Origin of the sequence: Paracoccus cavernae (assembly GCF_042430175.1) — a bacterium.
GTDB lineage: Bacteria > Pseudomonadota > Alphaproteobacteria > Rhodobacterales > Rhodobacteraceae > Paracoccus > Paracoccus cavernae.
Map to the genome: position 1 here is coordinate 144687 of NZ_JBHMDZ010000013.1, position 25283 is coordinate 169969.

Genomic DNA, 25283 nt, shown 5'->3' on the forward strand with positions numbered 1-25283 from the left:
AGACCCGCCCATGTGACAATTGCGGAAAACGGTTGTTTTCGCAGCGGCCATAGCGTGCTATTATGCCTAAATTAAGGAAGGACCCGCATAATGAACGGGTCCTCGCAGGCAGATGAGATCGGACAGTGAGCAGAATCACCACACGCCTCCGTGCGGGACTATTGGTCCTGTTGGCATGTGCTTTGCCCATGGCGGCAAGCGCAGCCCCCTTTGCCGCCTTCGTCATGGACGCAAGGTCGGGTAAAGAAATCTATGCGCAGAATGCGGACACGAGGCTGCATCCTGCATCTTTGACGAAGATGATGACGCTTTATCTTGCCTTCACGGCGATCGAGCGTGGTCAGGTGCGGCTGGATACCAAGTTTCTGGTCTCGCAGCATGCGGCCGGGCAGCAGCCGTCGCGCCTCGGCCTCAAGGCGGGCCAGCGGATCGAGCTGCGCTATCTGATCCGCGCCGCAGCCGTGAAATCGGCCAATGACGCCGCGACCACGATCGGCGAGGGTCTCGGCGGCGGTTCCGAGGCGGTTTTCGCCCGCCAGATGACTGCAATGGCGCGCAATCTCGGGATGAACAACTCGAATTTCCGCAATGCCAACGGCCTCACGGCGGAAGGCCATTATTCCACGGCACGCGACATGAGCACGCTCGGCCGCCGCCTGTTTTACGATTTCCCCCAGTATTATTCGATTTTCTCGCGCCGTTCGGCCGATGCGGGCATTGCCAATGTGACCAGCACCAACCGCCGTTTTCTTGACGAATACGAAGGCGCGGACGGGATCAAGACCGGCTATACCCGCGCGGCAGGATTCAACCTGACGGCTTCGGCGAAACGCGGCAACAAGCGTATCATCGCCACGGTTCTGGGTGGTCAATCGACCGCGCACCGCACGCAGGTGATGAAGCAGCTGCTCGACACCGGCTTCGGAAAGGCCCCCACCCGCGTAAAGGAGGTAAAGCCCGAGCCTCCGCAGTATATGGTTCAACGCGATATTAAGCGCACGATCCAGGTGGCTCGGGCGGAACCGACGCAGGCGGCCCCCGAACCGTTCAAGATCTCGACTTCCGCGCGTCCGGCCGCACGGGCCAGCGCGGCCTCGGTGGTCAGTCCCGGCGCGATCGTCGCGGCGGTCCGCGGCGCGAACACCGAAGCGCAAAGCAATGCGGCCGCAGCAGCGCTTGATGCCAGCGCGCGCCCGCAGCGTCGGCCGGGCTCGACATCTTCTGCCGTGATCGCGACGAAATCCTCGCCGGTCGAGGATGTCGATCTGGCCGAAACCGCGCCGGTTCCGGCGAATACCGGCACCCTTTCGAGCTCGGCCCGTCCGGCGCGCAAAGCCAAGCGCGGCGGCGACGAAGTCAGCAGCCTCGATATCGGCAACCCGTCGCTGATCCCCGCTTCGGCGGCAGGTGCGGCAGCGCCGGGCGCGATCTTCGTGCAAACCAACCAGCCGCAGCCCGAAACCCTGCAGCTGGCGGCCCATAGTCCGGCGCGGCGCGAGGATACGATCATTCTCGCCTCGATGTCGCCCGAGATGGAGGCCGGTGACGCGATGGAAGCAACCGAAGTCGTCTCGCGCATCTCGAGCGGCGGCGGCAAAGCCTATGGCGTCTCGCTCGGCATGTACCGTTCGCAAAGCGAAGCCGAACAGCTTCTGCTGCGCACTTCGCTGCAGGAAAACGCGGCACTCGGCACCGCATTGCGTCGCGTCGGCAATACCAAACGCGGCTTCGAGGCGACCTTTACGGGCATGAACAAGGCCTCGGCCCGCCTCGCCTGCGACCGTCTTCTCGCCCGCCAGCAAGCCTGCACGGTTGTCGGCCCGTAAGCCTTTCGCAAAACCATCTGCCTCGAAAACAAAGGCGCGTCCCAATCGGGGCGCGCCTTTTCCATTGCGGGCCTGACAGACAAGGCCCCTGCCCTTCATGCGCGCGATTAATCCCGAGCATTCCGGGGCTTCGGGCGCTCGTCCCAATCTTGCTGGAGAATGCGCTGTGCGTCCCCCGCCGGATCGTCATATTGCTGGCGCTTGAGCGACCAGATGAAAGCGCAAAGCCCGAGCGCACCCAGCGCTAGGGACACGGGGATGAGGAAACCCAGAACAGCCATCGCTTGCTCCTTTCTTGGTCTTAGCGCAGACGCAACGCGTTCAGCGTCACTGTAATCGAGCTGATCGACATTGCCAAAGCCGCCAACAGCGGTGTCGCATAGCCCATGATCGCGAAGGGCACGGCAATGACATTATAGCCCGCCGAAATCGCGAAGTTTTCCTTGATGCGCAGCCGCGCGCGCCGCGAGACCTCGAGCGCCTCGGCGACAGGCGCAAGGTCGTTGCCGAGAAGCACGATATCCGAGGCGACCCGCGCCGCATCCAGCGCCGATGCCGGCGAAATCGCGACATGGGCCGCAGCCAGCGCAGCCGTGTCGTTGAGCCCGTCGCCAACCATCAGCACATGCGCGCCCCCTTCCTTCAGCGCGGCAATCGCCTGGGCTTTGCCGGTCGGCGTAACGCCGGCCTGCCATTCCTTGATCCCGAGCCGCGCGGCCGTTTCGCCAACCGCGCCGGCGCCATCGCCCGAAAGCAAGATCACGCGACGCCCCGAAGCGCGGATCGCCGCGACACAATCACCGGCACCCGGCCTCAAGCGGTCGCTAAAGCCCAGAACCTGAACCGGCCCCTCTCCGGCGCGGAAAGCCGTCGCCGCCGTGGTCAGACCCGCGCCGGTTTCGAGCCCGAGCCAGTCGGGGCGACCAAGACGGATCACGCCGCCCTCGTGGCGTGCCTCGACCCCGAAACCCGGGTGTTCGCGCACGTCCGTGATCGTGGCAGGCGTGGTGCCGGCCTCCACCAGCGCCGCCGCCAAGGCGCGCGACAAGGGATGGGCCGAGGCCTGCGCCAAAGCCAACGCCGCCGGACGGTCGCTTTCGTCGAGCGGCTCCAGCGAGGACAGCTGCGGCATGCCCATGGTCAATGTGCCGGTCTTGTCGAAAACCACGCAATCGACCTCGGCCAGCCGTTCAAGAGCGGTGCCGTCCTTGATCAGAAGTCCCTTGCGGAACAGCCGCCCCGAAGCCGTCGTCACGACCGCCGGAACCGCAAGTCCCAAGGCGCAGGGACAGGTGATGATCAGGACCGCCGCGGCGATATTGACCGCGACCCGCAGATCGCGCGTGTACCACAGCCATCCGAGAAAGCTCGTGAAAGCGAGGATATGGACGACAGGCGTATAAAATTCCGAGGCTTTTTGCGCGAGCGAGGCATAGCGGCCCCGCGCCGATTCCGCCGCCGAAACCAGCTCGGCGAGCCGCGCCAGCGAGCTGTCGCGCCCGACCGCTGTCACCGCGATCACCAAGGGGCCGGTCAGGTTGACCTCGCCCGCGGACAACAGGCTTCCCGGACCGGCGGGGGCGGGAATGCTCTCTCCGGTCAGAAGCGAACGATCGATCTCGCTGTGGCCGCGCAGGATGCGGCCATCCGCCGGAATGCGTCCGCCCGGCCGCACCAGAACCTCGTCGCCCGCCACCAGATCGGCGACCGCGACGGCTTCCTCGGCACCGTCCCTGATGCGGATGGCGCGGGGCACTTCGAGCGCGGTCAGCTCTTGCGCCGCCGAACGCGCGACCGAGCGCGCGCGATTGTCGAGATAGCGGCCGATCAGCAGGAAGAAGCACAAGGAGGTCACGCCGTCGAAATAGGCATGCTGCCCCGAATTCATCGTCTCGTAGACCGAGATCGCACTGGCGAGGATGAGCGCGAGCGAGATCGGGAAATCCATGCCGAGCCGGCCGTGCTTGAGCCCGCGCCATGCGCTTGCAAAGAAAGGCTTGCCCGCGAAGGCCACCGTCGGAAGCGCGATCGCGCCCGAGATCCAGTGGAACATGTCGCGGGTCGCGGCGTCGGCCCCCGACCAGACCGCGACCGACAAGATCATGACGTTCATCATCGCGAAACCCGCAACGCCAAGGCGCATCAGCAGATCGCGCCCCTCGCGGTCGGCCGCCGTCGCGCCCAATGCGGAGGCGTCAAGTTCGTGCGCCTCGTAGCCGATGCTTTCGACGACGGGGATCAGGTCGGCCGCGACCAGATCGGGCGCGTCGATACTGACGCGCCGCAAGCTCAGGTTCACCCGCGCGCCCCGCACACCTGGGTGGCGCGTCAGAACGCGCTCGACATCCGAAATGCAGGCCGCGCAATGGATACCCGGCAGCGAGAGCAGGATCGCCGAGGCTTTCTCGCCACGTTTGGCCAGATCGAGCGCAAGCGGCGCCGCATCGCAGGCGGGGCAAGCCGACAGGCGGGGCTGGAAGCCGTGGGCCGAAAGATCCGCCATCTTACTCGGCCCCTTCCGTCACGGTCGCGCCCTGATAATGGTCAAGGCGCTGGCGAAAGAGCGTGCCGTCCGGCGCTTTCGCGGAGAGATGGATGTTCCAGCGTCCCTCGCCAAGCGCGAGCGGCGTGCTGAACGTCCCGCGGTGATAGGTGAAATAGGGCGTCTGGTCGTCGCGCACATGGGTCGGACGGCCGATCGTCACCGCCAAGTCCTCGACCGGCGCGGGATTGCCCGCTGCATCGGTGATCGTGATCGACAGGATGCCGTCCGCGTAATCGGGGGTGACGGTCCAGTGCAAAGCGTCTTGCGCGGCGCGGTCGCGGTCGAAGCTTTGCGAGGCGACATAGCTGTTTTTCACCTCGAGCCCCGGAAAAGTCGAGACCGCCTGAAACGCCATGGTCAGATTGACCGCAATGATCACGCCAAAGGCCAGAACGGTGATCGCCAAGACATGTTTTCCGGTCAGTTCACGGCTCATTTCTTGTCCTTTCCGTGGAAAATCGTGCCCACCGGCACACGGGCTTGATCGGTCAGATCCTCGACCCAGAGGGTGATGTCGCTGCGCTCGGTCCGCGCCAGTGCGGCTTGCGGCGGCGCGGTCAGGTAGATGCGCTGGGTATGGGTCGTATCGGCGGATACGGCCACCGTATCGCCCTCCACCCCTTCGAGGCCGAGGACGACATCGCCCATCACCGCACCGGAAGCATCCGTCGCCGTGATTTTGAAATCATGCGCATCGCCGCCCTTGTTTCGCAGGCGCATCTCGTAGGTATTGCGGATCGAGCCGTCGGACATGGTCACGAAAAGCGGGTTCCTGACCGGCGTCACGTTGAGATCGAAGGGCGAGCGCAGGAAGAGCGCCACGACGAGCGCAACCCCGATCCCCGCCCAAAGCGTGAAGTAAAGCAGCGTGCGCGGCCGCAGGACATGGCGCAAAAGCGGCTTGGGCGGCTGGCCCGCGCGCTCGTTGGTTTCGTCCTGCAGCGCCATATAGTCGATCAGCCCGCGCGGCTTGCCGATCTTGTCCATGACCTCGTCGCAGGCGTCGATGCACAAAGCGCAGGTGATGCATTCGAGCTGCTGGCCGTCGCGGATGTCGATCCCCATCGGGCAGACGTTGACGCAGGCCATGCAATCGATGCAGTCGCCCTTGAGGCCGCCGTCCGAACGGGTCGGCTCGTCCTTGTGGATCTTGCCGCGCGGCTCTCCGCGCCAGTCGCGATAGGCGACGGTAAGGGTATTCTCATCCATCATCGCGGCCTGAATGCGCGGCCAGGGGCAGGCATAGATGCAGATCTGCTCGCGCATGAAACCGCCGAAGACAAAGGTCGTCGCGGTCAGGATGGCAATGGTCGTATAGGCGACGGGATGGGCATTGCCGGTCAAAAGATTGCGCAAAAGCGTCGGCGCGTCGGTGAAGTAAAAGACCCAAGCGCCGCCGGTCAGAACCGCGATCAACAGCCAGACGACCCATTTCGTCAGCCGCAGCCGCCATTTGCGGGCGTCCCATTTGGCGTTCCACAGACGCACGCGGGCGTTGCGGTCACCCTCGATCCAGCGCTCGGTCTGGATGAAGAGATCGGTCCAGACCGTCTGCGGACAGGCATAGCCGCACCAGACCCGACCGTAAGCCGAGGTGAACAGGAACAGTCCCAGCCCCGCCATGATCAGCAGGCCCGCAATGAAATAGAATTCATGCGGCCATATCTCGACCATGAAAAAGAAGAAACGCCGGTTCGCGATATCGACGAGGACCGCCTGATCGGGCAGGTTCGGCCCGCGATCCCAGCGGATCCACGGCGTGATGTAATAGATTGCAAGGGCGATCCCCATGATCGCCCATTTCAGGTTCCGGAACGTTCCGCTGACCCGCCGAGGAAAAATCGGTTCGCGCGCCTGGTAAAGAACCGGCGGCTCGATTTCGGGGGATGACATACTGGCTCTCCTTGTTCGCAGCTTCACCCTAGGGGCGAGAAAGGCCCAGCGCCTTGACCTGCATCAGATTTGCTGGCGCGACTTTAGGCCTTCGTCCTGCGCTCCGGCATGGGCCGGATTGTCGCATCCGCAACACAACCATCTGCAAAATAAAGAAAAAACGACGCCAACCCCCTGAAACGCGCGAACAGGACGGGGGTTGGCGCCTCTCTGAGGCGTCGCCGCCGCAGATCGTTTTGTCTGGTGCTGCGAGGTATTACTCGCCGCCACCCAGACTATGGACATAGCTCGAGACCGCACGGATATCGGCCTCGGAGAGGCGCTCGTGCCAGGCGGGCATCACGCCGAAAGGACCGCTCGAGACGATGCGCGTCAGCGTGGCCTTGTCGCCCCCGTAAAGCCAAATCGCGTCGGTCAGGTTCGGCGCGCCCTGCGCACGGTCGCCCGTGCCGTCTTCGGCATGACAGGCGGCGCAGTTGTCGGCATAGATCACCTGCCCTGCTGCGGCAGCCTTTGCGTCATGCGGCTGGCCAGCAAGCTGGAGAACATAGTCCACTACCTCGCCGATCTGCGCCTTGTCGAGCATCCCGTCGGTGCCGAAGCGCGGCATTTCCGAATAGCGCGTCTCGGGGTCCGAGGGGCTGCGGATGCCGTGGCGCACGGTCGTGTAGATCTCTTCGGCCGAACCGCCCCAGAGCCAGTCGTTGTCGAGCAGGTTCGCATAGCCCACAGCCCCCGCCGCACCCGAGCCGTGACATTGTGCGCACCATGTGCGGAAGATCGCGGCGCCGGCATTGGCGGTGTAATTGGCGAGTTCGGGATCCTTGGCGATCTCTTCGACGGGCGTTTCGACCAGACGGGCCTGAACGGGAGCATTGGCCGCGTTGAACTTGTCGATCTCGGCCGCGACTTCCTTGCGCGGGGTATAGTCCAGAACGCCCTTGGTATTGCCCGAGATCAGCGGGATTGCCGGATAGGCGATGACATAGAACAAGGCCCAGACCACGGTCGCATAGAACACCCAGAGCCACCAGCGCGGCAGCGGGTTGTCGTATTCGCGGATCCCGTCCCATTCGTGGCCGGTCGAGGGGACCTCGACCTTTTCGCGGCGGCCCTTGGCATCGCGCACGACACGGGTTTCGCGCGGACTGTTGTTGTCCGCATGGGTATTGTCATGACCGGCCATTACTTGACCTCCATCTCGCCCGCCGGAGCGGGGTTCTTTTCATTGCGGAAGATGCTTTCGGCGGCATCCTGATGCAGGCTGCGAGAGCCGGGGCGCCAAGCGAACAAGGCGACCCCGATGAAGAACAGCGTAAGCATCAAGAGCACCCAGCTGTCGGCCAGTTGACGCAGGAAGCTGTAGGTATCCATGATCGCCCCCTTACCGTGCCGGATCCGGCTGGAAGGTCGAGAAATCGACCATCGTGCCCATGACCTGCAGATAGGCGATCAGCGCATCCATCTCCGAAATGCCGGGACGGCGGTCGAAGTTGCGCTGCTCGGCACCCGGATAACGCTCCTCGAGGCCCGAGGCGTCGCGGTCGGGATCGGCTTGTGCGCGGAAATCCTCGATCGCGGCATCGATCATCGCCTCGTCATAGGGAACACCCACGCGACTGTCGGCCAACAGACGGTCCTTCATGTTCGAAGGCTCGATCATGCGGTTGGTCAGGAAGCCGTATTTCGGCATGATCGATTCCGGCACCACCGATTGCGGATCGGTCAGGTGGTCGAAATGCCATTCGTCCGAGTAACGCCCGCCGACCCGCGCCAGATCGGGACCGGTCCGTTTGGAGCCCCATTGGAACGGATGGTCGTACATCGATTCCGCCGCAAGGCTGTAATGGCCGTAACGCTCGACCTCGTCGCGCATCGGGCGGATCATCTGGCTATGGCAGACATAGCAGCCCTCGCGGACATAGATGTCGCGGCCCTTGAGTTCGAGCGGGGTGTAGGGGCGAACCCCCTCCACCTTCTCGATGGTATTCTCCAGATAGAAGAGCGGCGCGATCTGCACGAGGCCGCCGATGGTGACGACAAGGAAGGAAAAGACCAGCAGCAGCGTGGCGTTCTTTTCGAGGATCTTGTGCTTTTCAAGAAGTGCCATGATCCGTCTCCTTATTCGGCCGGGACAGCGATGATGGTGGAATGCGCCTTGGGCTGTTTGGCGACGGTGGCCCAGAGGTTATAGGCCATGATCAGACCGCCCAGCAGGTAAAGCGTGCCGCCCAGACCGCGCACCACGTTCATGGCGAATTTGGCCTGAACAGTGTCGGCGAATGCGTTCACGAGGAAACCTTGGGCATCGACTTCGCGCCACATCAGGCCTTCCATGATCCCAGAAACCCACATCGAGGCCGCGTAGAGCACCAGACCGATCGTCGCGAGCCAGAAGTGCCAGCTGACCAGTTGCAGCGAGTACAGCTTGTCGCGGCCCCACAGGCGCGGCGTCAGATAGTAAAGCGCGCCGAAGGTGATCATGCCGTTCCAGCCGAGTGCGCCGGAATGGACGTGACCGATGGTCCAGTCGGTGTAATGCGACAGCGAGTTGACGGCTTTGATCGACATCATCGGACCCTCGAAGGTCGCCATGCCGTAAAAGCCCACCGCGACAACCATCATGCGGATGATCGGATCGGTGCGCAGTTTGTCCCATGCGCCCGAAAGCGTCATCAGACCGTTGATCATGCCGCCCCAGCTGGGCATCCACAGCATGATCGAGAAAACCATGCCCAAGGTCGCGGCCCATTCGGGAAGCGCGGTGTAATGCAGGTGGTGGGGGCCGGCCCAGATATACATGAAGATCAGGGCCCAGAAGTGGATGATCGACAGTTTGTAGCTGTAAACGGGACGCTCGGCCTGTTTGGGGATGAAGTAGTACATCATCCCGAGGAAGCCCGCCGTCAGGAAGAAACCGACCGCGTTATGGCCGTACCACCACTGCGTCATCGCATCCTGCACGCCGCCGAACAGCTGTACCGATTTCGAGCCGAAGACCGAAACGGGGACCGAGAGGTTGTTGATGATGTGGAGCATCGCGATGGTCACGATGAATGCGAGGTAGAACCAGTTCGCCACATAGATATGCGGCTCGCGACGCTTCATGATCGTGCCGAGGAAGACCGCAAGATAGGCCACCCAGACGACAACCAGCCACCAGTCGACGTACCATTCGGGCTCTGCATATTCCTTGGACTGCGTCGCGCCGAGGATATAGCCCGTCGCTGCCAGCACGATGAAAAGGTTGTAGCCCCAGAAGACGAACCAAGCGGTATTGCCGCCCCACAGCCGCGCGGCGGTGGTGCGCTGGACGACATAGAACGAGGTCGCGATCAAGGCGTTGCCGCCAAAAGCGAAGATCACCGCCGAAGTGTGAAGGGGGCGCAGCTTGCCGAAGTTGGTATAGCCCTGGGCGAAGTCGCTCAGGTTCAGCGCGGGGAAAGCCAGCTGGAATGCGATGACCACGCCGACCAGAAAGCCCACGACCCCCCAGAAGGTGGTGGCGATCACGCCGGCACGGATGACACCATCCAGATATTCGGTTTCAGGATGCGGATCGAGGCCGGGCTGCTCGTTCCCGCTCTGGCGCAAAGCGTGAATGAAGGCGATCGCTGCAACCAGCATCACGATTATCGCGTTGACCAGATAGGCCGGATCGTCGGGGCGCGCGTAATTGGCGGCGATCGCGGCCAGAACCGCAATCGCACCGAATACGATCAGCTTGATGGTGTCCCACATGAATTCAAAGTCCCTTCGTCAATGGTCGGATGCCCCCGCCCCCTTCGAGGCGCGCAAAACACTTCCGACCATCGCAGCTACGTGTGGTTTTGCGTTCGGGGCTTTGATCTGGGTCAAGCTCTTGCGAAAAGATAGTGTGGCGAAATGGCGCGCCGTCCACATCCGCGGGTTGATCGAGATCAACGCAAGCACCCCGTTCTGTGGCATGATGGGGTTTGAAAAGGCGCAATGCCGTTTCTGATTTTCTTAAAATTGCGCAGAAAATCAGAGAGATAATTGTAACGAGGCAATCTGAAAGGACTTGTCATGGGCTATAAATCGATCCTGACCATCCTGACCGAAACCAGCCAGCGGGCGCAGCTTGATGCCGCCATCGCCATAGCGCGACGAGAAGACGCACATCTCGACGTGTTCTGTCTTGGCGTCGATCACACCCAAAACGGCTATTTCTACGCGGGCGCCTCGGCCTATGTCTTCCAGGAGGCGATCGACAAGGCGATGGCCGCGGCCGGAGAGCTCGAAGACAAGGTGCGCGCCTATCTCGAGGGCAAGGACCTGCGATGGTCGGTCGATTCCGCCGTGGCCCAGCTCGGCGGGCTATCGACGCTGATCGGGATGCGGGCGCGCTTTTCCGATCTCGTGGTCCTGGGACGCCCCTATGATCGCGAGATCAACCCCGACGGCGAGGCCCTGACCGAAGCCGCCCTGTTCGAGGGCAGCGCCCCCGTCCTCATCGTCCCGGGCGAGATCAGCGAGACCTTCGGCACCCGCATTCTGGTTGCATGGAACCAGTCGAACGAGGCGCTCGTCGCCGCCCGCCGCGCGCTACCGTTCCTGCAGGCCGCCGAAGAGGTAGAGGTGACGGTCGTCGATCCCTCGCCCCATAGTGCCGAAGGGGCCGAGCCCGGCAATACCTTCTGCCAGATGCTGACCCGTCAGGGCGTCAAAGCCGATGTCGCGGTTCTGGCCCGCACCCTGCCCAAGATCAGCGAGATCATTGCCCGCCGCGCCACCGAGATCGGCGCCGATATGATCGTGATGGGGGCTTACGGCCATTCGCGCTTCCGTCAGGCCATTCTCGGGGGCGCGACGCGCAACATGCTCGAGACCGCGAATATTCCGGTCTTCCTCGCCCGTTGAGCGCAACTCGCCCGTTGAGCGCAAACGGAAAGCCGGCGGGCCGAAGGTTCGGCCTGCCTTGATCCGGCCGGAAACGGGAGAAAATGCGGCGGGCCGCAGAGACCGGATCAGCAGCGATCAGATCAGCGGGCCGCCATCGGCATCGTCACCGCTTTCCTCGACCAGAAGGTGGTAGGAGGGGATGATGATGTGGCGCTTGCCGTCCATCTCGATCACGCCATCCTTGCGCAAAGCCGTCATCTGGCGGCTCACCGTCTCCAGCGTCAGACCCAAATAATCCGCCATCGCCTCGCGCGTCAGCGGCAGCGAGATCGCCAGCCGGCCGTTGGGTTTGACCTTGGTCAGCGCCGCCTCGCGGCGGCACAGGATCGCGAGGAAAGAGGCGATCTTTTCGCGCGCCGATTTGCGCCCGAGCAGCAAAAGCCATTCGCGCGCGGCATCAAGCTCGTCCAGCGTCATCTCCAGAAGCCGCGTCGAAAGCCGCGGCGTGCGGTTGAGCAGGTTTTCAAAGGGCCGGCGCTGGAAGCAGCACAAAAGCAGATCGGTCGTCGCGGTGACCGTATAGCTCGCCTTTTGCCGCCCCGGACGGCCAAGAAAATCGCTGGGAAGCAGAAGACCCACCATCTGGGTGCGTCCGTCCTCGAGCGTCTGGGTCAGTGTCGCCACGCCGGAGACGACAGAAGCCACGAATTCCATCGGATCGCCCGACCAGGTCACCACCTGTCCGGCCTCGTAATTGCGGTAAAGCTTCGCCGCCTCGAGCTCGGCCAGCTCGTCGCTTTCGCAATGCGCACAGACTGCCCGATTGCGGATCGGGCATTTGTCGCAAGCAACTTGCGTCGTCAAAAGAACTGCGTCTTGGGGCATGGCTATTGACCTGGGTCAAGGACTCTTCGCGTGCAAGTAGAAAATATAGACGCATGAGCACGAAATCGCAACTTGAGCATTTGGGACTCTTTGACGCGCGGGTTCCGCGCTACACAAGCTATCCCACCGCACCCCATTTCACCCCTGCCGTGGACGAGACGACCTATCGCGGCTGGATCAGTTCCATTACCGGCCACGAAAGCATTTCCCTTTATCTTCACGTCCCCTTTTGCCGCCGTCTGTGCTGGTTTTGCGCCTGCCGCACGCAGGGTACCCAAAGCGACGCGCCGGTCAGGGCCTATGTCGAGACCCTGCTCGCCGAGCTCGAAATGCTGCGCAAGGCCCTGCCCGAGGGCATCCGTCTGTCGCGGCTCCATTGGGGGGGCGGCACGCCGACGCTGCTGGCGCCCGACCTCGTCACGCGGCTTGCGGATGCGGTCCTTGCCGCCTTTCCTCTGGCCGAAGGTGCCGAGTTCTCGGTCGAGATCGACCCCAACGAAATCGACGCCCCCCGTATGGAGGCTTTGGCCGCGGCAGGCCTGACGCGGGCCAGCATCGGCGTGCAGGACTTCGACCCCGAGATCCAGAAGACCATAGGTCGCGAGCAGAGCTTTGAAGTCACCGCCCGCGCCGTCGATCTGGTCCGCGCCCACGGCATCGCCAGCCTCAATGCCGATATCCTCTTCGGTCTGCCCGGTCAGGATCACGAAAAAATCGCGCAAACCGTCCAGAAATTGCTGGCTCTTTCGCCCGATCGGGTCGCGCTTTACGGCTATGCCCATGTGCCTTGGGTGGCACGGCGTCAGGTCATGATCCCGCCCGAGAGCCTGCCCGCGCCCCGCGACCGGCTCGCCTTGTTCGAGGTTGCCCGCGCACTTTTCGTGGCCGACGGCTATGTCGAAATCGGCATCGACCATTTCGCGCGACCGGGAGACGGGCTGGCGCAGGCACAACGGGACAAGCGGCTGCGGCGCAATTTTCAGGGCTATACCGATGATGCCGCGCAGGTGTTGATCGGGCTTGGCGCCTCGTCGATCTCGCGCTTTCCGCAAGGCTATGCGCAAAATGCGCCCGCAACCGGTGCCCATTCGGGGGCAATCCGCGAAGGGCGCTTTTCCGTCAGCCGCGGACATGTCTTCACGCCAGAGGATCTGTGGCGGGCACGGATGATCGAGGCGTTGATGTGCGATTTCGCGGTCGATTTCGCGGCGCTGCGCCGCGACTTCGGACTGGACGACAGCGCGATCGCGGCCGCTGTCGCGCCCATCTCCGCGCGGTTTCGCGACATGGTGGAGCTGTCGCGCGACCGGCTCGAGATCACGCCCGAAGGACGGCCGCTGGTGCGCATGATTGCCCAGATGCTGGACCGCTACGACGCACCCGCGCTCAGCCATTCGACCGCGATCTGAGAAACGAAACCGGCCCCGCCACTCGCCCCAAGGTTGCGGGTGGCAGGGCCGTCACACGGGCGTGCCCGACAAACAAGGGGTCGCGCAGGACCCGCGTTTGACGGAGCGCGGCTTAGTGGGCCGAGGCCCAGTTTTCGCCCTGCCCCGCCTCGACGATCAGCGGCACGGAGAGTTTCACCGCCGGATCGGGGGCGTTCTCCATAATGTCGCGCGCAACCTTGATCAGTTGGTCAACCGCGCCTTCGTCGGCCTCGAAGACAAGTTCGTCATGGACCTGCAAAAGCATCTTGGCGGGGATGTCCTTGATCGCCTCGGGCATCCGGATCATGGCGCGGCGGATGATATCGGCGGCGGCCCCCTGAATGGGGGCGTTGATCGCCGCGCGTTTCGCTCCGCCCGCAGCCGGTCCCGACTGGTTGATGCCGGGCGTCATGATGCGGCGACCGAACAGCGTGCGGACATAGCCGTCACGTTTTGCATCCTCGACGGTCTTGTCCATATAGGCGCGGATTTCGGGGAACCGCTCGAAATAGGTGTCGATGAAGGCCTGTGCCTCGGCGCGCGGAATGCGCAGGTTGCGCGCAAGGCCGAAGCCCGAAATTCCGTAGATCACCCCGAAGTTGATCGCTTTGGCGCGGCGGCGGATCATCGGATCCATCCCCTCGACCGGAACGCCGAACATCTGGCTCGCGGTCATGGCATGGATGTCGATCCCGTCGCGGAAAGCCTGCTTCAGCGCGGGAATATCGGCGACATGGGCAAGAATGCGCAGCTCGATCTGGCTATAGTCGAGGCTGACGATCTTGCGGCCCTCGGGCGCGATGAAGGCCTCGCGGATGCGGCGGCCCTCATCGGTCCGGACGGGGATGTTTTGCAGGTTCGGCTCGGTCGAGGCCAAACGTCCGGTCTGCGCCCCCGTGATCGAGTAAGAAGTGTGGACGCGCTTGGTATCGGGGTTGATATGCGTCTGGAGCGCATCGGTATAGGTCGATTTCAGCTTGGAAATCTGGCGCCAGTCCAGCACCCGCGCGGGCAGCTCGTGGCCTTCCGCCGCAAGATCTTCCAGCACGTCGGCGCTGGTCGAATAGGCACCGGTCTTGCCCTGTTTGCCGCCCTGAAGGCCCATCTTGTCGAACAGGATCTCGCCCAGCTGTTTGGGAGAGCCGACATTGAAGCTTTGTCCGGCAAGTCCGTGGATCTCGTCCTCGAGCTGGGCCATTTTCTGCGCGAAAGCATTCGACATCCGCGCGAGATGCTCGGTATTGACCCTGATTCCGGCCATTTCCATTTCGGCCAGCACGGGGATCATCGGCAATTCGAGGCGGCGGTAGGGGCCGGTCACCGCATTCGGCGCAAGCTGGGGCCGGAAGTGATGCCAGAGCCGCCAGGTCACCTCGGCATCCTCGCCCGCATAGGCCACGGCCTGCTCGACCGGCACCTGCGCAAAGGTGATCTGGCTTTTGCCCGAACCGATCAGATCCTTGATCGGGATGGTTTTGTGGTCGAGATGGGCCTCGGCCAAAGCATCCATGCCGTGACCGATACCACCGCCCGCATTGAGCGCAAAGGACATCAGCATCGTATCCTCGAGCGGCGCCATATTGATCGGCACGCCGCCCAAATAGGCAACGCCGTGGCGCGCGAGGATCTTCCAGTCGTATTTGATGTTCTGCCCGATCTTGAGCACCGCCGGATCCTCGAGCATCGGCTTGAGCAGGCGCAAGGCCTCGGCGACGGGCATCTGGCCCGCGACGAGCTGGCCCGAGCTGAACAGGTCTTCGGTGCCCTCGACATGGCCGAGCGGGAGATAGGCGGCGCGACCGGGGCCGGTGCAAAGCGAGATCCCGACCAGACCGGCGACCATCTCGTCAAGGCCGGTGGTTTCGGTGTCGATCGCGACCGAACCGAGCAGGGTGATCTCGTCGATCCACAGCTGCAGCGTCGCCGCATCGCGGATCGTGACGTAGTGGTCCGTCTTGATCGCGGGCATTTCCCTGGGCGCTGCGGCGGATGTCCCCTCGGCCGCGGGTGCGACTTTGGCGGGGGTGATCCTGACAGCCGGCGCCTCGGCACCGAAACGCTCGGCGACGCGGTTGACGAGGGTTCGGAATTCCATTTCAGACAGAAAATCAAGCAATTCCTGATGGTTGGGCTCGCGAACCTCGAGAGATTCCAGTGTCGCTTCGACCGGCGTATGGGTATCCAGCTCGACCAGACGTTTCGAGATGCGGATCAGATCGGCATTATCGAGCAAGACCTGCCGGCGCTTGGGCTGCTTGATTTCGCCCGCGCGGGCCAGAAGCGTTTCGAGATCGCCGTATTCGTTGATCAAAAGCGCTGCCGTCTTGATCCCGATCCCCGGCGCGCCCGGCACGTTGTCGACGGAATCGCCCGCAAGCGCCTGAATATCGACGACACGGTCGGGGCCGACGCCGAATTTCTCGAAGACTTCGTCGGGACCGATGGTTTTGTTCTTCATCGGATCGAGCATGTCGATGCCGCCGCCGATCAGCTGCATCAGATCCTTGTCAGAGCTGATGATCGTCGCCGAGCCACCCGCCTCGCGCGCCTGACGCGCCAGCGTGGCGATAATGTCGTCGGCCTCGTAGCCCTCTTGTTCGATGAAGGCGATGTTGAAGGCGCGTGTCGCCTCGCGGGTCAGCGGGAATTGCGGGCGCAGATCCTCGGGGAGCTCGGGGCGGTTCGCCTTGTATTCGGGGTAGATATCGTTGCGGAAGGTGCGCGAGGAATGGTCGAAAATCACCGCCGCATGTGTCGGCGCATCCGCCCCGCCCGCATCCTGGATGTATTTCCACAGCATGTTGCAAAAACCCGCGACCGCCCCGATCGGCAGGCCGTCGGATTTGCGCGTCAGGGGCGGCAGCGCGTGATAGGCGCGAAAGATAAAGGCCGAGCCGTCGATCAGGTGAAGATGGCAGCCCTTGCCGAATTTGGTCTCGGCGCTGGTGTCATTGCTCTGGGTCATGCGCGGTCCTTTCGATTGGCCCTTCTTCTGCCATGACGGGGGCCAAGGGCCAAGCCCTGCTTGCCCCATCGCTTGAAATGCGAACGGCCCGCGCATTACGCAGGCCGTCGGGACATTCGGACATTCGGGGGACGGATGCCCCGCCCTGATGCGCGGCCTCAGGCCTTAGTGGTCGTCATGCGCATGGGCGCGGTCGATTTCGAAACGCTTGTCGCAATAGCCGCATTCGACAAAGCCCTTGTCTTGCGGAATGACCAGCCAGACGCGCGGATGTCCCGACCCCATGCTTTCATCACCGTCACAGGCAATTTTCCAGGTGGTGACGATCTGGGTTTCAGGAGCCGGAAGAGTCATGGCGATTCCTTGAGCTTTGACACGAAAGGGGGTTTAAACCGTTCGAGATCATAATCACAGCCGGATGCCGATGCCAGCCCCCCTTCGCCCCCCCGCCATCGAGATTTCGAATCTGACGAAAACCTATGCCGCCTCGGGGAGCAATCCGCCGAAACAGGCGCTGAAAGGTCTGAACCTCCAGATCCCCTCGGGCAGCATCTTCGGGCTGCTGGGGCCGAACGGCGCGGGAAAATCGACCACGATCAACATCATGGCCGGTCTCGTGAACAAGACGGCGGGCAAGGTCGTGATCCACGGCTTTGATCAGGATGTGAACCCGCGCCAATCGCGCGCCTCTATCGGGGTCATGCCGCAAGAGCTCAACATCGACCCGTTTTTTACGCCCCGCGCCAGCCTCGAAGTGCAGGCGGGGCTTTACGGCGTCCCGAAATCCGAGCGCTGGACCGACGAGCTGCTTGAACTCGTCGGGCTGACCGAACAGGCCGGAAGCTATTCGCGCCACCTTTCGGGCGGGATGAAGCGGCGGCTTTTGCTGGCCAAGGCACTGGTCCACAAGCCGCGCATTCTGGTTCTCGACGAGCCGACCGCGGGGGTCGACATCGGCTTGCGCGACATGCTTTGGGCCAATGTGCGCAAGCTCAACCAACGCGGCATGACGATCATCCTGACAACGCATTACCTCGAGGAGGCCGAGGATATGTGCGACCAGATCGCGATCATCGACCGCGGCGAGCTGATCCTGAACGAGGATACCGCGACGCTGCTGGGCCGTGCGGATTCCAAAACGCTGGTGATGGATACCGGCGAGGACCGCCGCATCCCCACCCTGCCCGAGGGCGTGCGCGCCGAGCGTCGCGCCGACGGACGGCTGGCGCTGAGCTATGCGCCCTCGAAGCTGCGGGCCGATGCGATGATCGATGCGGTGCGGGCGGAAAGCCTGCCGATTCTCGATGTGGCGATCGAAAGCCCCGATCTCGAGGATGTTTTCCTGCGCCTCACCGCCAGAAACTGAGCACCCGAAACCAAACGAAAAAGGCCGCGCCCGAAAGGGCGGCCCTTTCTTTTGCCCCCCATTCCGGCGCGGTGCAGGGATCAGTGCGCGAGCATCGGGCCCATGACATGGCCGCCGAGGATATGGAGGTGGAAATGCGGCACCTCCTGCACCCCATGCGGGCCGGTATTGGCGATGGCGCGGAACCCCTCGCCCCCATCCAGCGAGACGCCGAGATCCTTCGAAACCTTGGCGGCCGTGCGCATGAAGTCGACCAGCTCGGCCTCGGAAGCATTGGCGGCGAAATCGTCAAAGCTGACATAGGCCCCCTTGGGGATCACCAGCACATGGACCGGCGCCTGCGGGCGGATGTCGCGGAAAACCAGCGTATGCTCGGTTTCAACAACCGTATCATTGGGGATCTCGCCGCGCAGGATACGGGCGAAAATGTTCTGGTCATCATAGCTGGGCATCTGCTGTCTCCGGTCAGTCGCTGAACAAATGGTCGATTTGGGCAAGCGCGAGCGCCGCCTCTGGTTCGAGGTCGAAAGCCTGCGCCAATGCCGCGGCATTGGCCTCGGGGGCGGCGGTGGGCGAGATCGTGTAGAAGCGCGGGAATTCCATGTCGCGCAGGCGGTTCGCCTCGTATTCGAGATCGCGCCGCACGATCGGCAGCAGACGCTCCACCACGTCCGGCTGGGCCGACGCGCCGGCAAGACCCACCCGCGCGATATGGCCGCGCAGATAATCCTGATGGAAATCGGTCTCGATCATCAGGATGCGGGTGTCGGTCTTTTCGGCCATGAAGTCCTGGATCAACGGCAGGGCCGAGCTGTCGAGACAGAAGGCCAGCCGGTTGGTGCCGAACTGGTCGAACAGCAGCTTGATCACGGCGCGGCGGTGGCGCTCGCGTTTCGAGACGGTATTCTCCACCCCGCCCATATCGGGCAGATGGGCCTGATCCTCGTTGAAGAGGTAGTCGACCGCCGGAATATCGGTCTGCTCGCGCAGGCCCTGCGTCAAGCGTTTGGCGACATGCCATTTCTTCGAGACGATCAGCAGCAGGCTTTTGTCGCGGCCAAGCGCGGTGTCATCTTCCCAGAACCGCGGCGAGAAGCGGCGACCGACGCGGCCGCGTCCGGTCAGGAAGCGGAAAACCCCCGCCCCCTCGTTCGAGGTCGGAAAATGGACCCCCTCGTCGGCCCAAAGCGCCCCCAACCGCTCGCGCAGTTCCAGCGCCTCGGCACTGATCTTGCGCGCAAAGATGTAATCCTGACGCAGCAGCAGGTCGTACTGGTCGTTATAAAACGTCACCGGCATGCCGTAATCGGTGAAAATCAGATAGGTCAGCGTGCGGTTGCGCAGCTCGTTGCGCGGCACGACATGAGGCACGATGGTCTGGAAGAAGGTCTCGTCGGGGATCCAGGTCGTCGCGAAAAACCGCATGACATCGCGGCGCGAATCGCAAAAGGCGAGAACCTTTTCGATGGTTTGGCGCCGCAGACACCACCATTGCGATCCGATCATCACCTGAAGATCCGACGGCACCTCGCGCGTCAGCATGAGCTTTTGCTGAATGGCGAGCGAGGCGTAATAAAGCTTGGGCTGGGTGCGTTCGTTGAACCAGTAGCGGTAAATCAGGCGCTCTTCCTTGAGGCCGGTCTTGATCCAGTCCGAGGCGAAGAAATCATTATGCTCGATATAATCGCAATCATTCGAATCAAGAAAATCATGCGCATATTCGGCGGTTTTTACCGGCAGGCAATCGCCCGAGAGCATGTAGAAATGGCTGGCATTGGGAAAAGCGGCGACGGCGGCACGCACCGCTTCGAGGGTTGCCGCGACCAGCGACCACTCGCCCCAACCACAGCGGTAGCGGCGATTCGCGAAAGTCACCGAAGGGTTGTCCGAAAGCGCCGACCAAATCTCGGCGAAATCCGCCGGATCGGAGTTTCCGTCGAAATGGATCGACACGAAATCGCCCGAAGCAGTCAGACGCCGTGCTTGGGCGATGACACCGGGTGCATCCTTGTGGCAGAGCATGATGAATGCGATTCGTGCCATCGTTACGCCTCTGCCGGCTGCGCGCGTCTTGACCTTAACATTACCAAGTTTATTCCTGATTTAATTGATTTCCGTCTCTAACGATTTTAGCACGTAGAGCAAGTTGCGACGGCTGCAAGATGCAGCCTTAGAAAGAAGGGCGTTTAAAATGGAATTTCCCGGCACCTGGATGACCGAGAGTCAAAGCATGGTTTATCGGGTCGTGCCGAAATGCGCCTGCTCGTCGATCGGCCAGATCATGTATTACTCCGACAACGGTACATATTACGACGGCGACATCCACGATTCCACCTCGGGGATGCACAAATGGTCGCAAGCCGAGAGCCGTGCCCCGATCGAGCAAGGCATCCGCGCCCGTCAGGGTGTAACCTTCACCTGTGTGCGCAACCCCTATTCGCGCATCCTGTCCTCGTTCTTCGACAAGATCGCCGGCATCCAGCGAAACGGCAAACGCTATCGCGGCAATCTCGTGCCGCAGCTGATCCAGCGCTACGGGATCGAAGTCGGCTCGCCCGACGACAATTTCGATTTCGACCAGATCAAGAGCTTCCGCCGCTTCTTGCTGTTCGCGCGCGACACCATCCGCTTCCGCCGCCCGATGGACCCCGACATCCACTGGTCGGCCATGTCCGGCCATATCTCGACCTTCATCGTGAACGGCGGCCGCTACGACCAGATCTTCTTCACCGAGAAGTTCAACGACGGCATGCAGAAAGTGCTGGATGCGGCAGAAACGCCGGTCGCGATCCGTGCCGACGAAGTTCCGAAGTTCAACGAATCGGAAGGCCACGGCCCCAAACGCGCGCATAAGGTCAGCGATTATTTCGACGACCTGTCGCGTCACCTCGTCTGGGAGATCTACAAGCGCGACTTCAAATTGTTCCGCTACGACTTCGACGACCCCGACAACAAAATGCCCCTCGGCGAGGTCGATCTCGACGAGGTTCACGCCAAGCTCAGCCGCTGAACGGCGCGGCAAGTCGGTGTTTGTGCAAGATTACCCCTTGCACCTTGCACAAATCCGACTATTTTGCCGCGTTCATTCGACCGGCGGGGCAGCCCAGGCCGCGTAGCCCCTTTAGACTTGCGGGCACCGCCATCCTGGCCTATTGGCTCACATCGATCAGAAACGAAAAACTTGGGGCAATCCTAATCTCGGGAACGCCCCCCGAACCACCCGAGGTTGAGACATGGCCGTCCCTCAGAACCGAGTTACCCGCTCCCGTCGTAACATGCGTCGTTCGCACGACGCATTGGTCGCAGGCAACCCGAACGAATGCACCAATTGTGGCGAACTGAAGCGCCCGCACCACGTTTGCCCGTCCTGCGGACATTATGCAGATCGTGAAGTCGTTGCTCAGGCGAACGAAGTCGATCTGGACGACGACGCGGCATAAGCGGCGATACCGCGGACATGTCCCCGGCTGAGACAACCACCCCGCCGCTCGCCGCCTCGAACAGGGGGCACGTCGTGGTGTCGGTTGACGCAATGGGGGGCGACCGCGGCCCCACTGCCGTCATCGCCGGCATTGCGGCAAGCGCCGCCGAGAATTCAGAGCTTCGCTTTATCGTCCACGGACCTGAAGCGGAGCTTTCCGCATTGATCGCACAGCACCAAGGCCTTGCCGAGCGCTGCACGATCCGCAATGCGACCGGCGTCGTCACCATGCACGACAAGCCCAGTCAGGTCGTGCGCAACGGCGATGGCACCAGCATGTGGTCCACCATCGAATCGGTGCGCTCGCACGAGGCATCCGTCGCGGTTTCCTGCGGCAATACCGGCGCGCTCATGGCGGTGTCGATGATCCGGCTGCGCAAGCTGCCCGGCGTCAACCGTCCGGCGATCGCCTGCTTCTGGCCCTCGCGCAATCCGCAAGGCTTCAACATCATGCTTGATGTCGGCGCCGACGTGAAAGCCGATGCGCCCGATCTTTTGCAATATGCGCTGATGGGGGCCTCCTATGCCCGCAACGGGCTGGGCGTCGAACGTCCGCGCGTCGGGCTGATGAATGTCGGCACCGAAGAGCATAAGGGCAAGGCAGAGCTCAAGCTCGCGCAAGAGCTGATCGCCAATGCCGCGCAAGACGCCAATTTCGAATATATCGGCTTTGTCGAAGGGGGCGATCTCGCCTCGTCCAAGGTTGATGTCATCGTCATGGACGGTTTCACCGGCAATATCGCCCTCAAAACCGGCGAAGGCACTGCCAAGCTGGTGGGCGAGTTCCTGAAAGAGGCCTTCAGCGCCTCGATCCTGTCCAAATTCGCGGCCCTTCTGGCGATGTCCTCGCTCAAGCGGCTGCAAACCCGCATCGATCCGCGTCGCGTGAATGGCGGCGTCTTCCTCGGCCTGAACGGCACCGTCGTGAAATCGCATGGCTCGGCCGATGCGACCGGCGTTGCCGCCGCGATCCGGCTTGCCTCGGACCTTGCGAAATCGGGCTATCAGGACCGCCTCGCCGCCCGCGTCGCCCATGCCGCCGCCTCGCCCGAGGCCGGCCGCGTCTCACAAGATGAACAAGGCCAAGCCGCCGGTTCGTCGCAATCGGAGAGTCAGGAATGATTCGTCGCTCGGTTGTTCGGGGAACGGGTCACTACCTGCCCGAGCGCATCGTCGAAAACGCGTTTTTCGAACAACAACTTGAGACCTCGGACGAGTGGATCCGCGCCCGCACCGGAATCGAGCGGCGCCATTTCGCTGCCGAAGGCCAGACCACCAGCGATCTGGGCATCGAGGCCGCGAAGGCGGCTTTGGCCAATGCGGGATTGAGCGCCGACGATATCGACGCGATCGTCGTCGCGACCTCGACCCCCGATCTGACCTTCCCCTCGGTCGCAACCATGATCCAGGGCGGTTTGGGCATGTCGCGCGGCTTTGCCTTCGACGTTCAGGCGGTTTGCGCCGGTTTCGTCTTTGCGCTTTCGACCGCCGATGCGATGATCCGCGCGGGTCAGGCCGACCGCATCCTCGTTATCGGGGCCGAGGCTTTCAGCCGCATCCTCGATTTCACCGACCGCTCGACCTGCGTGCTTTTCGGTGACGGCGCGGGCGCGGTCATCCTCGAGGTGCAAGAAGGCGAAGGCACCAATCAGGACCGCGGCATTCTGGCACTCGACCTCAACAGCGACGGGCGCTACCGCGACCTGCTTTACGTCGACGGCGGTGTTGCGACCACGGGAACGGCGGGCCATCTGCGCATGCAGGGCAATCTTGTCTTCCGTCACGCAGTCGAAAAGCTGGCCGCAACCGCCCATCGCGCGCTCGACAAGGCCGGCATTCCCGCCGAATCCGTCGATTGGCTGGTGCCGCATCAGGCCAATATCCGCATTATCGAGGCCACTGCGAAACGCATGGAGCTTCCGATCGAAAAGGTCGTGCTGACCGTTGCCAATCACGGCAACACCTCGGCCGCCTCGATCCCGCTGGCGATGTCGGTCGCCAACAGCGAGGGCCGCTTCAAGACGGGCGACGTTCTTGTCGCCGAAGCCATCGGCGGCGGTCTGGCTTGGGGAAGTGTCGTCCTGCGCTGGTAATCCGGCGCGGGCGAAGGCCCCTTACCGCAATTGCGAATCCTTCGAGCCGCGCCGGTTGATCCCGCTGCGGCTTTTGAATGTCCGGTCCCTGCCCTGCTGGCATTCGACACAAAGCTTGACGCCTGGGATCGCCGCGCGCCGCGCCATCGGGATCTCTTCGCCGCATTCCGCGCATTCGGCGAAACTCTCGCCGCTCGGCACCTTGTTCTGCGCGCGCATCCGCGCCAGTTCGTCGGCGATCGAGGCCTCGATCTGCTCGTTCACCGCCCCATCATGCGCCCAACCTCCAGCCATGCCCGCCTCCTTTCATGCGATGCAGATGACATAACCATGAAGGACCAACATATGGTGCGGGCCGCAAAGTTCAAATCAGCCCTTGGTCCCTGAGCCAAGGCCGTGTTCCACGCAAGCGAGCCTCACCCGCCTTACGCCGGGGTAACTTTGGCCCTTTTTGGGGCAACTCCGGCCCCGATCTGAACCGCTATTCTGGCTCTTGCGGCACTTCCTCCGCCTATATCGTCAGAAAACCGTTTCTAACGCTCGAATATTGCAGGAAAATAGATTAGCGATGGGAACACATCCCGACGCACGATGTTGACTCACAACGGTAAAGTCCCCATCCTGACGCCTATTCGAAAGGTAGATTTCATGAGCGACAACACTTTGACCCGCATGGATCTTGCAGAGGCAGTTTTCCGTGATGTCGGACTGTCCCGGCACGAATCTGCCCAGCTCGTCGAAAGCGTGCTCGGCCATATTTCGGATGCGCTTGTGCGCGGCGAGCAAGTGAAGATCTCTTCCTTCGGGACCTTCTCGGTGCGCGACAAGAACGAACGCGTCGGCCGCAACCCGAAAACCGGCGAGGAAGTCCCGATCACGCCGCGCCGCGTCCTGACCTTCCGGCCCTCGCATCTGATGAAAGATCGCGTGTCGGCGGGTAACAAGCGCTAAACGGGATGACCAAAGCCCCTGACGCCTTCCGCTCGATCGGCGAGGTATCGCGCCTCATTGGCGTCGCCCCCCACGTCCTGCGTTACTGGGAGGGGCAGTTTCCACAACTTTCGCCGGTCAAACGCGCGGATGGCCGGCGCTACTACAGGCCGGACGACGTGCGTCTCGCGGCGGGCCTTTGTCAGGTCATGCGCGAGGACGGGCTGAGCATCCGCGGCGCCAAGCGCCTGATTGCCGAGGACCGCGGCGCAGGCCTGCGCCAGATCGGTGCAGCCCGCCTTGGTGCTTTGCTCGATCCGGCAGCGGGTCAACCCGCGCTCTCGGGTCCGGTGGTCCGGCTTGCCGTTCCGCAGGAGGCACCGGCAGCCGAGGCTCCCGATGCCGCGCTGCCCGCAGATGCCGCAGCCGAAACCGTCCCGCCCGCACCCGAACTCGATGCTGCAACCGTGGCGCAGGCAAAGCCCGCCCCACCCGCACCTGCACCTGCAGCACCGAAACCGGCAAGCGAACGCGAGGCTCCGGCCCAGCTCCCCTTCGATCTCGACGCGCAGGATTCTCCGGATGTCGCGAATCAAGTGCCCGCAGCAGATGCGTCGGCAACAGATTCGCACCCCGCCCGCGACGATTCTGCCGATGGCACCGCGCAATCGCATACGATTCCCGCGAGCGATTGGCTCGATCATCTCGATCGGGTTCTCGACAAGCTCCAAAGTCGCCGCAGCGCGCCGCCGCAAGCGGCAGCAGCCCTGCGCGATGCGCTGAAAACGGCGCTCTAAACCGTGCTGCGGCAGGGTTTTTCCACAAGATTTCAAAATCTTGGATTTTCTCTCCAAGAAAGCACTCTCCCCCCCTTGTGCCCGTCCTCCGGTTCGATCTATATGACCCTCGTCGGGCCGTGGCGCAGCCTGGTTAGCGCGTCCGTCTGGGGGGCGGAAGGTCGAGAGTTCGAATCTCTCCGGCCCGACCATATCAGAAACGCTCATCT

25 protein-coding genes and 1 tRNA gene are annotated in these 25283 nt (G+C 62.8%); 12 read left to right on the top strand and 14 right to left on the bottom strand.

Annotation, left to right across the window (positions count from 1 at the left end; translation table 11 throughout):
- Positions 1 to 188 precede the first annotated feature (188 nt).
- A complete protein-coding gene (locus ACFFUC_RS10460; protein ID WP_377686008.1) occupies positions 189 to 1826 on the top strand; it encodes a D-alanyl-D-alanine carboxypeptidase family protein in 1638 nt (545 codons plus the stop codon).
- 107 nt (positions 1827 to 1933) lie between these two features.
- On the opposite strand, the gene ccoS is transcribed toward ACFFUC_RS10460, so the two are convergent.
- The 8 genes from ccoS to ccoN form a co-directional block, all read right to left on the bottom strand.
- Positions 1934 to 2107, bottom strand: coding sequence for a cbb3-type cytochrome oxidase assembly protein CcoS (gene ccoS, locus ACFFUC_RS10465; protein WP_377686009.1), 174 nt, complete (start codon positions 2105 to 2107; stop codon positions 1934 to 1936).
- Between the two features lie 20 nt (positions 2108 to 2127).
- Positions 2128 to 4329, bottom strand: a complete 2202-nt coding sequence (locus tag ACFFUC_RS10470; protein ID WP_377686011.1) for a heavy metal translocating P-type ATPase — start codon at positions 4327 to 4329, stop codon at positions 2128 to 2130.
- A gap of 1 nt (position 4330) precedes the next feature.
- Entirely contained in the window at positions 4331 to 4807 is a 477-nt protein-coding gene (locus ACFFUC_RS10475; RefSeq protein WP_377686012.1) for a FixH family protein, read from the bottom strand.
- Positions 4804 to 6264 (bottom strand): cytochrome c oxidase accessory protein CcoG, encoded by a 1461-nt coding sequence (ccoG, locus tag ACFFUC_RS10480; protein WP_377686013.1) that lies wholly within the window; start codon positions 6262 to 6264, stop codon positions 4804 to 4806. The genes ACFFUC_RS10475 and ccoG overlap by 4 nt, the downstream gene beginning before the upstream one ends.
- Positions 6265 to 6520: 256 nt before the next feature.
- Positions 6521 to 7450 (bottom strand): cytochrome-c oxidase, cbb3-type subunit III, encoded by a 930-nt coding sequence (gene ccoP / locus ACFFUC_RS10485; protein ID WP_377686015.1) that lies wholly within the window; start codon positions 7448 to 7450, stop codon positions 6521 to 6523.
- Positions 7450 to 7638, bottom strand: a complete 189-nt coding sequence (locus ACFFUC_RS10490) for a cbb3-type cytochrome c oxidase subunit 3 (protein ID WP_377686017.1) — start codon at positions 7636 to 7638, stop codon at positions 7450 to 7452. The genes ccoP and ACFFUC_RS10490 overlap by 1 nt, the downstream gene beginning before the upstream one ends.
- A gap of 10 nt (positions 7639 to 7648) precedes the next feature.
- A complete protein-coding gene (gene ccoO, locus ACFFUC_RS10495; protein ID WP_377686019.1) occupies positions 7649 to 8374 on the bottom strand; it encodes a cytochrome-c oxidase, cbb3-type subunit II in 726 nt (241 codons plus the stop codon).
- A gap of 11 nt (positions 8375 to 8385) precedes the next feature.
- Complete coding sequence (gene ccoN, locus ACFFUC_RS10500; protein ID WP_377686021.1) at positions 8386 to 10005, bottom strand: cytochrome-c oxidase, cbb3-type subunit I; 1620 nt, start codon at positions 10003 to 10005, stop codon at positions 8386 to 8388.
- On the opposite strand from ccoN, the gene ACFFUC_RS10505 reads away from it, so the two are divergent.
- On the top strand, positions 10004 to 10246 hold the full coding sequence (locus ACFFUC_RS10505; RefSeq protein ID WP_377686023.1) for a hypothetical protein: 243 nt from the start codon (positions 10004 to 10006) through the stop codon (positions 10244 to 10246). The two genes, ccoN and ACFFUC_RS10505, sit on opposite strands and share 2 nt — an antisense overlap.
- Positions 10247 to 10311: 65 nt before the next feature.
- On the top strand, positions 10312 to 11145 hold the full coding sequence (locus ACFFUC_RS10510) for a universal stress protein (protein WP_377686025.1): 834 nt from the start codon (positions 10312 to 10314) through the stop codon (positions 11143 to 11145).
- 117 nt (positions 11146 to 11262) lie between these two features.
- On the opposite strand, the gene fnrL is transcribed toward ACFFUC_RS10510, so the two are convergent.
- Positions 11263 to 12012, bottom strand: coding sequence for a transcriptional regulator FnrL (gene fnrL / locus ACFFUC_RS10515; protein ID WP_377686026.1), 750 nt, complete (start codon positions 12010 to 12012; stop codon positions 11263 to 11265).
- Positions 12013 to 12065: 53 nt separating this feature from the next.
- Here fnrL and hemN point away from each other — a divergent pair, with 53 nt between their 5' ends.
- Entirely contained in the window at positions 12066 to 13421 is a 1356-nt protein-coding gene (gene hemN / locus ACFFUC_RS10520; protein WP_377686028.1) for an oxygen-independent coproporphyrinogen III oxidase, read from the top strand.
- A gap of 112 nt (positions 13422 to 13533) precedes the next feature.
- On the opposite strand, the gene polA is transcribed toward hemN, so the two are convergent.
- Positions 13534 to 16407, bottom strand: coding sequence for a DNA polymerase I (gene polA / locus ACFFUC_RS10525; RefSeq protein WP_377686030.1), 2874 nt, complete (start codon positions 16405 to 16407; stop codon positions 13534 to 13536).
- Between the two features lie 165 nt (positions 16408 to 16572).
- On the bottom strand, positions 16573 to 16761 hold the full coding sequence (locus tag ACFFUC_RS10530; protein ID WP_377686032.1) for a zinc-finger domain-containing protein: 189 nt from the start codon (positions 16759 to 16761) through the stop codon (positions 16573 to 16575).
- Between the two features lie 70 nt (positions 16762 to 16831).
- Here ACFFUC_RS10530 and ACFFUC_RS10535 point away from each other — a divergent pair, with 70 nt between their 5' ends.
- A complete protein-coding gene (locus tag ACFFUC_RS10535; RefSeq protein ID WP_377686034.1) occupies positions 16832 to 17773 on the top strand; it encodes an ABC transporter ATP-binding protein in 942 nt (313 codons plus the stop codon).
- A gap of 80 nt (positions 17774 to 17853) precedes the next feature.
- Here ACFFUC_RS10535 and ACFFUC_RS10540 read toward each other — a convergent pair whose 3' ends face one another.
- On the bottom strand, positions 17854 to 18225 hold the full coding sequence (locus tag ACFFUC_RS10540) for a histidine triad nucleotide-binding protein (RefSeq protein WP_377686036.1): 372 nt from the start codon (positions 18223 to 18225) through the stop codon (positions 17854 to 17856).
- Between the two features lie 13 nt (positions 18226 to 18238).
- Positions 18239 to 19816 (bottom strand): DUF5928 domain-containing protein, encoded by a 1578-nt coding sequence (locus tag ACFFUC_RS10545; RefSeq protein ID WP_377686038.1) that lies wholly within the window; start codon positions 19814 to 19816, stop codon positions 18239 to 18241.
- Positions 19817 to 19964: 148 nt separating this feature from the next.
- On the opposite strand from ACFFUC_RS10545, the gene ACFFUC_RS10550 reads away from it, so the two are divergent.
- The 4 genes from ACFFUC_RS10550 to ACFFUC_RS10565 all read left to right on the top strand — a co-directional run bounded on the left by ACFFUC_RS10550 (position 19965) and on the right by ACFFUC_RS10565 (position 23347).
- A complete protein-coding gene (locus tag ACFFUC_RS10550; protein ID WP_377686040.1) occupies positions 19965 to 20783 on the top strand; it encodes a sulfotransferase family protein in 819 nt (272 codons plus the stop codon).
- A 223-nt stretch (positions 20784 to 21006) separates the two neighbouring features.
- Positions 21007 to 21213 (top strand): 50S ribosomal protein L32, encoded by a 207-nt coding sequence (gene rpmF, locus ACFFUC_RS10555; protein ID WP_145398788.1) that lies wholly within the window; start codon positions 21007 to 21009, stop codon positions 21211 to 21213.
- Positions 21214 to 21230: 17 nt separating this feature from the next.
- Entirely contained in the window at positions 21231 to 22376 is a 1146-nt protein-coding gene (plsX, locus tag ACFFUC_RS10560) for a phosphate acyltransferase PlsX (RefSeq protein WP_377686042.1), read from the top strand.
- Positions 22373 to 23347, top strand: a complete 975-nt coding sequence (locus ACFFUC_RS10565; RefSeq protein WP_377686044.1) for a beta-ketoacyl-ACP synthase III — start codon at positions 22373 to 22375, stop codon at positions 23345 to 23347. Before plsX ends, ACFFUC_RS10565 begins: the two co-directional genes overlap by 4 nt.
- 21 nt (positions 23348 to 23368) lie before the next feature.
- Here ACFFUC_RS10565 and ACFFUC_RS10570 read toward each other — a convergent pair whose 3' ends face one another.
- Positions 23369 to 23641: a DksA/TraR family C4-type zinc finger protein gene (locus ACFFUC_RS10570; RefSeq protein WP_377686046.1), complete on the bottom strand. Its 273-nt coding sequence runs from the start codon at positions 23639 to 23641 to the stop codon at positions 23369 to 23371.
- A gap of 354 nt (positions 23642 to 23995) precedes the next feature.
- Between ACFFUC_RS10570 and ihfA the strand changes: the two genes are divergently transcribed.
- The 3 genes from ihfA to ACFFUC_RS10585 all read left to right on the top strand — a co-directional run bounded on the left by ihfA (position 23996) and on the right by ACFFUC_RS10585 (position 25265).
- Positions 23996 to 24298 (top strand): integration host factor subunit alpha, encoded by a 303-nt coding sequence (ihfA, locus tag ACFFUC_RS10575; protein ID WP_377686048.1) that lies wholly within the window; start codon positions 23996 to 23998, stop codon positions 24296 to 24298.
- A 5-nt stretch (positions 24299 to 24303) separates the two neighbouring features.
- A complete protein-coding gene (locus tag ACFFUC_RS10580; protein ID WP_377686050.1) occupies positions 24304 to 25074 on the top strand; it encodes a MerR family transcriptional regulator in 771 nt (256 codons plus the stop codon).
- A gap of 113 nt (positions 25075 to 25187) precedes the next feature.
- Positions 25188 to 25265 (top strand) — tRNA-Pro (locus tag ACFFUC_RS10585).
- The last annotated feature ends 18 nt before the right edge of the window (positions 25266 to 25283 follow it).

Coding starts and splice junctions, on each gene's coding strand:
- hemN (WP_377686028.1), top strand. CDS start 12,066: ATGAGCACGAAATCGCAACTTGAGCATTTGGGACTCTTTGACGCGCGG.
- ACFFUC_RS10530 (WP_377686032.1), bottom strand. CDS start 16,761: ATGACTCTTCCGGCTCCTGAAACCCAGATCGTCACCACCTGGAAAATT.
- ACFFUC_RS10460 (WP_377686008.1), top strand. CDS start 189: ATGGCGGCAAGCGCAGCCCCCTTTGCCGCCTTCGTCATGGACGCAAGG.
- ccoP (WP_377686015.1), bottom strand. CDS start 7,450: ATGGCCGGTCATGACAATACCCATGCGGACAACAACAGTCCGCGCGAA.
- ccoO (WP_377686019.1), bottom strand. CDS start 8,374: ATGGCACTTCTTGAAAAGCACAAGATCCTCGAAAAGAACGCCACGCTG.
- ccoG (WP_377686013.1), bottom strand. CDS start 6,264: ATGTCATCCCCCGAAATCGAGCCGCCGGTTCTTTACCAGGCGCGCGAA.
- ACFFUC_RS10580 (WP_377686050.1), top strand. CDS start 24,304: ATGACCAAAGCCCCTGACGCCTTCCGCTCGATCGGCGAGGTATCGCGC.
- ACFFUC_RS10570 (WP_377686046.1), bottom strand. CDS start 23,641: ATGGCTGGAGGTTGGGCGCATGATGGGGCGGTGAACGAGCAGATCGAG.
- plsX (WP_377686042.1), top strand. CDS start 21,231: ATGTCCCCGGCTGAGACAACCACCCCGCCGCTCGCCGCCTCGAACAGG.
- ACFFUC_RS10545 (WP_377686038.1), bottom strand. CDS start 19,816: ATGGCACGAATCGCATTCATCATGCTCTGCCACAAGGATGCACCCGGT.
- ACFFUC_RS10505 (WP_377686023.1), top strand. CDS start 10,004: ATGAATTCAAAGTCCCTTCGTCAATGGTCGGATGCCCCCGCCCCCTTC.
- polA (WP_377686030.1), bottom strand. CDS start 16,407: ATGACCCAGAGCAATGACACCAGCGCCGAGACCAAATTCGGCAAGGGC.
- ACFFUC_RS10550 (WP_377686040.1), top strand. CDS start 19,965: ATGGAATTTCCCGGCACCTGGATGACCGAGAGTCAAAGCATGGTTTAT.
- ihfA (WP_377686048.1), top strand. CDS start 23,996: ATGAGCGACAACACTTTGACCCGCATGGATCTTGCAGAGGCAGTTTTC.
- ACFFUC_RS10540 (WP_377686036.1), bottom strand. CDS start 18,225: ATGCCCAGCTATGATGACCAGAACATTTTCGCCCGTATCCTGCGCGGC.
- ccoN (WP_377686021.1), bottom strand. CDS start 10,005: ATGTGGGACACCATCAAGCTGATCGTATTCGGTGCGATTGCGGTTCTG.
- ACFFUC_RS10490 (WP_377686017.1), bottom strand. CDS start 7,638: ATGGATACCTACAGCTTCCTGCGTCAACTGGCCGACAGCTGGGTGCTC.
- ACFFUC_RS10510 (WP_377686025.1), top strand. CDS start 10,312: ATGGGCTATAAATCGATCCTGACCATCCTGACCGAAACCAGCCAGCGG.
- fnrL (WP_377686026.1), bottom strand. CDS start 12,012: ATGCCCCAAGACGCAGTTCTTTTGACGACGCAAGTTGCTTGCGACAAA.
- ACFFUC_RS10565 (WP_377686044.1), top strand. CDS start 22,373: ATGATTCGTCGCTCGGTTGTTCGGGGAACGGGTCACTACCTGCCCGAG.
- ccoS (WP_377686009.1), bottom strand. CDS start 2,107: ATGGCTGTTCTGGGTTTCCTCATCCCCGTGTCCCTAGCGCTGGGTGCG.
- ACFFUC_RS10535 (WP_377686034.1), top strand. CDS start 16,832: ATGCCAGCCCCCCTTCGCCCCCCCGCCATCGAGATTTCGAATCTGACG.
- ACFFUC_RS10470 (WP_377686011.1), bottom strand. CDS start 4,329: ATGGCGGATCTTTCGGCCCACGGCTTCCAGCCCCGCCTGTCGGCTTGC.
- rpmF (WP_145398788.1), top strand. CDS start 21,007: ATGGCCGTCCCTCAGAACCGAGTTACCCGCTCCCGTCGTAACATGCGT.
- ACFFUC_RS10475 (WP_377686012.1), bottom strand. CDS start 4,807: ATGAGCCGTGAACTGACCGGAAAACATGTCTTGGCGATCACCGTTCTG.